General features: G+C 52.2%; 9 protein-coding genes. 4 read left to right on the forward strand and 5 right to left on the reverse strand.

What is annotated here, in order from left to right; all coding sequences use genetic code 11:
• On the reverse strand, positions 1 to 1,285 hold a 1,285-nt coding region (gene gpmI, locus ABYW01_RS12955), incomplete at its 3' end, for a 2,3-bisphosphoglycerate-independent phosphoglycerate mutase (protein ID WP_372833327.1).
• 248 nt (positions 1,286 to 1,533) lie between these two features.
• Here gpmI and ABYW01_RS12960 point away from each other — a divergent pair.
• Genes ABYW01_RS12960 through secB form a run of 3 tightly spaced genes read left to right on the forward strand, consistent with a single transcriptional unit; the run spans position 1,534 to position 2,715 of the window.
• Positions 1,534 to 1,947, forward strand: a complete 414-nt coding sequence (locus ABYW01_RS12960) for a rhodanese-like domain-containing protein (protein ID WP_372833329.1) — start codon at positions 1,534 to 1,536, stop codon at positions 1,945 to 1,947.
• 3 nt (positions 1,948 to 1,950) lie between these two features.
• Positions 1,951 to 2,205, forward strand: a complete 255-nt coding sequence (grxC, locus tag ABYW01_RS12965; RefSeq protein WP_193954820.1) for a glutaredoxin 3 — start codon at positions 1,951 to 1,953, stop codon at positions 2,203 to 2,205.
• A 30-nt stretch (positions 2,206 to 2,235) separates the two neighbouring features.
• Positions 2,236 to 2,715 carry a protein-export chaperone SecB gene (gene secB / locus ABYW01_RS12970; protein WP_372833332.1) on the forward strand — a complete coding sequence of 160 codons (480 nt, stop codon included), beginning with the start codon at positions 2,236 to 2,238 and terminating at the stop codon, positions 2,713 to 2,715.
• Positions 2,716 to 2,786: 71 nt separating this feature from the next.
• Here the strand turns inward: secB and ABYW01_RS12975 are convergent, their stop codons facing one another.
• A complete protein-coding gene (locus ABYW01_RS12975) occupies positions 2,787 to 3,686 on the reverse strand; it encodes a M14 family zinc carboxypeptidase (RefSeq protein WP_372833333.1) in 900 nt (299 codons plus the stop codon).
• A 47-nt stretch (positions 3,687 to 3,733) separates the two neighbouring features.
• Positions 3,734 to 4,054 (reverse strand): hypothetical protein, encoded by a 321-nt coding sequence (locus ABYW01_RS12980; RefSeq protein ID WP_372833335.1) that lies wholly within the window; start codon positions 4,052 to 4,054, stop codon positions 3,734 to 3,736.
• A gap of 79 nt (positions 4,055 to 4,133) precedes the next feature.
• Between ABYW01_RS12980 and ABYW01_RS12985 the strand changes: the two genes are divergently transcribed.
• Positions 4,134 to 4,601 carry an MEKHLA domain-containing protein gene (locus tag ABYW01_RS12985; RefSeq protein ID WP_372833337.1) on the forward strand — a complete coding sequence of 156 codons (468 nt, stop codon included), beginning with the start codon at positions 4,134 to 4,136 and terminating at the stop codon, positions 4,599 to 4,601.
• 20 nt (positions 4,602 to 4,621) lie between these two features.
• Here ABYW01_RS12985 and trmL read toward each other — a convergent pair whose 3' ends face one another.
• On the reverse strand, positions 4,622 to 5,086 hold the full coding sequence (gene trmL / locus ABYW01_RS12990) for a tRNA (uridine(34)/cytosine(34)/5-carboxymethylaminomethyluridine(34)-2'-O)-methyltransferase TrmL (RefSeq protein ID WP_193954825.1): 465 nt from the start codon (positions 5,084 to 5,086) through the stop codon (positions 4,622 to 4,624).
• Between the two features lie 106 nt (positions 5,087 to 5,192).
• Positions 5,193 to 5,441, reverse strand: a 249-nt coding sequence (locus tag ABYW01_RS12995; protein WP_372833340.1) for a helix-turn-helix domain-containing protein, incomplete at its 5' end; no start/stop codon positions are given.

Genomic DNA, 5,441 nt, shown 5'->3' on the forward strand with positions numbered 1-5,441 from the left:
GCTTGAGACACACATCGAGGGTCTCCACCGCCTTGACCGCCGCGTCAAACTTGCCGGTGTGGTCGACCATATCGCCGTTGGCAAAGTTGCAGACGATCAGGTCAAACTTACCACTTTTAATCGCTTCAACCAGCTTTGCGGTCACTTCCGGCGCGCTCATTTCAGGCTGCAGGTCGTAGGTTGCCACGTCTGGGGATGGCACCAAAATACGCTCTTCACCGGGGTATACCGCTTCCTGACCGCCATTAAAGAAGAATGTCACATGGGCATATTTTTCCGTTTCCGCTATACGCAGCTGGGTTTTACCCAAACCGGAGAGATACTCGCCCAGATCGTTGGTGATCGTCAGCGGAGGATATGCACACGCAGCGTCGATGCTTGCTGCGTATTCGGTCATCATCACATAACTGGATAGCGTTGGAGTAACGCTACGTTCAAAGCCTTCAAATTCAGTGCCTTCAACAAAACAACGGGTGATTTCACGAGCACGGTCCGGGCGGAAATTGGCACAGATCAGCGCATCACCGTCTTCCACCTTCGCCAACGCTGCGCCAGACGCATCACTAATCACCGTGGCCTGTACAAATTCGTCATTTTCATCACGGGCATACGCTGCCGCCAGTGCGGCCTGTCCAGACTCTGCAGTCTGTGCTGCAGTGCCCAGTGTCATGGCATCGTACGCCTGTTGCACACGATCCCAGCGGTTGTCGCGATCCATGGCAAAATAACGTCCAACAACCGTTGCGATGCCGCCAAAGCCTAACTCATCGAATTTCGCCTGCATTTTTAGCAGCGATGGCTCGGCCGAACGTGGCGGCATATCGCGCCCGTCCAGAATGGCATGCAGATAGATCGCTTTTGCACCACGTTTTGCTGCCATATCGATCAGCGCAATAATGTGGTCTTCATGGCTGTGTACACCACCCGGAGACAGCAAACCCAATAGATGCACCGCTTTACCGGCCGCAATGGCTTTATCCATTCCCTCGACGAGTACTGCGTTGTCGAAAAAATCACCATCGGCAATCGCCTTAGAGATACGGGTAAAGTTCTGATACACCGTACGGCCCGCACCGATGTTCATGTGCCCCACTTCGGAGTTGCCCATCTGGCCTTCAGGCAAACCCACGGCCAGACCGGAAGTCGCAATACGGGAAACCGGATTGTTCGCCAGTAGCGAATCCCATACCGGGGTATTAGCCGCTTCAATCGCTGAAGACTCGGACGCTTCGATACCGAAACCATCCAGAATAATAAGAGCTTTAGGTGCGCGCGCGTTGGTCATAGTGGGCCTGTCTTTCCGCCATAAAATATAGAGTTCCGATTGCCCGCTATTCTACGCATATCAGCCTCTGAACGCGAATCACTCCCCCCTTCATTCAGACCGATCCCTTTATAGACATAAGCGACAGAAAAAAACGGACAAATGCAGAGAATTTCGCTCTCCGCCTTATACCCGCACTGATCGCGTTGTATACTTACCGGCTTTGATTTAACGCCAGACCTAAGCGGTCATCCGAGTCGGGAAAAACAATGGAACAAGTGATCGAGTTTATTGGTAACCATGTCCTTCTGGTTTCAGCCTGGTTGCTGACACTGGTTATGTTGCTGTGGAACGAAAACCGCAAAGCGGGCAAGGCGGTCACACCGGCCATTGCGACCCAGCTGATCAACAAAGAAAGCGCTCTGATTTTGGATATCCGTCCGAAGAAAGAGTGGGACACCGGCCATATTACTGGCGCTCGCCACCTGCCTATCGTCGAACTCGATCGTCGTATGGACGAACTGAACAAGTTCAAAGAGAAGCCGATCATAGTTGTCTGCAACTTGGGCCAGACAGCAGGCAGTGCGTCTAAGAAACTGCAGGCCGGCGGCTTCACCAACGTTGTACGCCTGTCCGGCGGTATGACAGAGTGGAAAGCACAGTCCCTGCCGGTGGTTAAGTAAGTCATGAAAGACACGCTGATCTACACCACCGCAATCTGCCCATTTTGCGTCCGTGCAAAAATGCTGTTGGATCATAAGGGCGTGGAATATACCGAAATTGATATTCACCGGCAGCAAGGTGCTCGTCAGGAGATGATGCAACGCGCGAACCGTCACACTGTACCGCAGATTTTTGTTGGCGATACACACGTAGGCGGCTGCGACGATCTCTTTGCACTTGAGCATCAGGGCAAACTTGATGCCCTGCTGGCCGAATAAAAGCTAATTCAAAAATTTAAGGATATTACGATGGCTGAGAACGAACAGAACCAGGCGGCTGAAGCACAGGGCCCACAGTTTGCAGTACAGCGCGTTTACCTGAAAGACGCATCTCTGGAGTCTCCAAACGCACCAGAAATCTTCACTAAAGCGTGGCAGCCAGAGATCAACCTGGACATGAACTCCCGTACACAGCAGCTCGGCGAAGGCGCGTACGAAGTTGTCCTGACGCTGACCGTGACTGTTAAAAACGAAGGCGAAACTGCATTCCTGACTGAAATCCAGCAGGCAGGTATCTTCTCCATCGCTGGCCTGGAAGAAGCTGAACTGCACCACACATTGGGTGCATTCTGCCCGAACATCCTGTTCCCGTACGCACGCGAAGCGATCGACAACATGGTCACCAAAGCAAGCTTCCCACCACTGATGCTGGCTCCGGTTAACTTCGATGCACTGTACGCACAGCAGCTGGCTCAGCAGCAGTCGCAGACAGAAGGCGCAAGCCACTGATCAGCATGACCGATCACGCATAAAAAAGCCGGAGCATCTGCTCCGGCTTTTTTATATCTGAATTTAAATAATCACTTGCCTGAGTGAACTGAAATGGCACCTTTCTCATCCGTGCCATCCGCCACCTGACTTTCCGGCTGAGCTTTGACCCGCACCCAGCGCACCAGGTCCACCCACATGCGACTAATATCACCAGCCGAAGGCATAATGCCCGCATAGGGCAACTCGATTGTCATGACCGGTACATTTTTAACGTACCAGCCATAGTTGCCTAAAGATCCCGGATAGGTCCCCAGGTGACGCAAATAAAGCGGCCCCAATTTCTCTGGTGGTTGTTTATCACCATCAAAATCCAGAATACCGTGAGGCGCATGCACCGATACAATCACACTAGGTTTGTACTCTTCGATCAGTGTATGAATCATCTTGCTTTCTGGTTCACTGAGCGGCTTCTCGCCCGGGTAATAGCGCTTACGCTTGCTTGCTTGCTTCCAATACTCAAGCGGTGTCAGCTTAGCCTCAGCCGGTATGAAATTGCGGTTGAGATCGACCTTGTTAGCATTCACACGGGTCGCCGGGCGACGCAGTAAACCATCAGGATTGGCCAGCGGCAGGAAATGCCAGTCGAACGAACCACTGTGATGCTGATTCAGTTTATTCAGCCACTTGAAGGTCACACTGACACTGGATAACTCATCACCGTGGATACCACCAATAAACAAGATCCGCACCGGATTCTTCACACCCGGTTTGGCCGCATAGTGCGCTTCCAGAATAGGCTGGTTACTGGCTGAATAAAATCGCGGCTGGTAGAACTGGATATTAGAGCACTCTTTATAAGAAACACTCGCCAGCCGGCCACTGATTTTTTTACACATCTGTGCTACTTCATCGGACCTATCAGCTTGGGTCTTGGCCTGCACCTGAGTTCCGATCAGCAACAACGCGAGAAGGGAAACAATCACCCGCATCTTATTACCTGTTATTAAGTCAATCAAAACGCACTGACGACGCAGCCTCAGCTGCGCTCGCCACGCGCCATTCGCAATAACGTCTCTGCCGCCCCGGTCGTCAGCACCGATTCAATTTCCGCTGCTTGCATGGGTACAATACTGAGCATTGCGTTTGCGGGCACTTGCCTGAAATCAGCCAACTGCTGCAACGTATCCACCAGCACAACACAGGGCAACACCTGCTGCTGAAGTGCCAATATATTGATACGCTGAGTCTCACCAGCCTGAAAGAGAATCCGTCCGCCGAGGTAGTCAACTGCTGCAAGGCAGCTTGGCGACGACATTAAAGGGTCAAACTGGGTGAGGATTATAGCATCCTGCTTCATGATTTTAGGTTCATTCTATTCATGTTAAGCGTTAGTATCGCAGTCCATGCTTCATCATGACAAGGGCTCCGTGTCTCCTATGCAACCGTGGCAAAACGAATCGATCATTCATTTATCCCAGATCATTATTCAGAGCTTTCGTGAACGTCTGGGTCATTCGCTGAGCAACCTGCCTGATACGTCCACTGGGCAGCAATTGGCTCAGGCTCTGTATGAAGCCCCTTTTGTGATACTGGCCCATGATGGCGCGACCGATCCTTGCTTTACCTACGCGAACCTGACAGCACAGCAGTTGTGGGAGTTGGAGTGGGATGAGTTTATCGGCATGCCATCACGCTATTCGGCCGAACCGGACCTGAGAGAAGTACGTGCAGCGATGCTGGAACGGGTACAGAGGGACGGCTACATCGATGACTATCGTGGCATCCGTATCAGCAAAACAGGACAGCGTTTTGAACTGGGAAAAACGGTTGTCTGGAATTTACAGGATACTGAAGGAGTTGCCTGCGGTCAGGCCGCTACCTTCAGTGAATGGACCAAGCTGTAAGCAATTTCAGAGATGTTGATTTACTGACCGCCACTGAAGCCTAACTGCCGCCATGCTTCGTACACCACGACAGCACAGGCATTCGATAAGTTAAGGCTGCGGCTTTCCTCCTTCATCGGCAAGCGCAGCAGCGTTTCCTGTGGCAGAGATTCCCGCACTTCAGGTGGCAAACCTCGCGTCTCCGGACCAAACAACAGCACATCACCCGGCAGGAACTGAGCGTCACAGTAGTTACCTGTGCCTTTGGTTGTCAGCGCCCAAACATTCTGCGGCTGAATCGCCTCCAGCGCGGCATCCAGATCTTTATGCACCTGCACGGCGGCAAATTCATGGTAATCCAGCCCCGCACGGCGCAGCTTTTTGTCATCAAAGTCAAAACCCAGCGGCTCTACGAGATGAAGCTGAAACCCGGTATTCGCGCACAAGCGAATGATATTGCCGGTATTCGGCGGAATTTCAGGCTCGAAGAGAACAACATGCAACATAAACACACCCGCAGCAGCAATAGGCAAAATAAGATAAAACGTGGCGGGAGTGTAAGACAGGGACTGCTGCGGTTCAACAGCCCCTTAAAACAGAACAATCAGGAGATTACTCTGGATCTGCGCTACCGGTCTCGACATCCATATCCAACTCTTTGATCTTACGGGTCAAAGTGTTACGCCCCCAACCCAGCAGATTAGCCGCATCGCGACGACGCCCCGCCGTATGCTTAAGCGCGGTTTCGATCATGATCCGCTCAAAGGTCGGCACCGCTTCATCCAGCAAGCTACTCTGCCCCAATGACAACTGCTGATCTGCCCAGTTACGCAATGCTCCCTGCCAGTTGTTACTGGTGAC

This window comes from Pontibacterium sp., assembly GCF_041587635.1.
In the GTDB taxonomy this organism is placed as follows: Bacteria; Pseudomonadota; Gammaproteobacteria; order Pseudomonadales; family Balneatricaceae; genus Pontibacterium.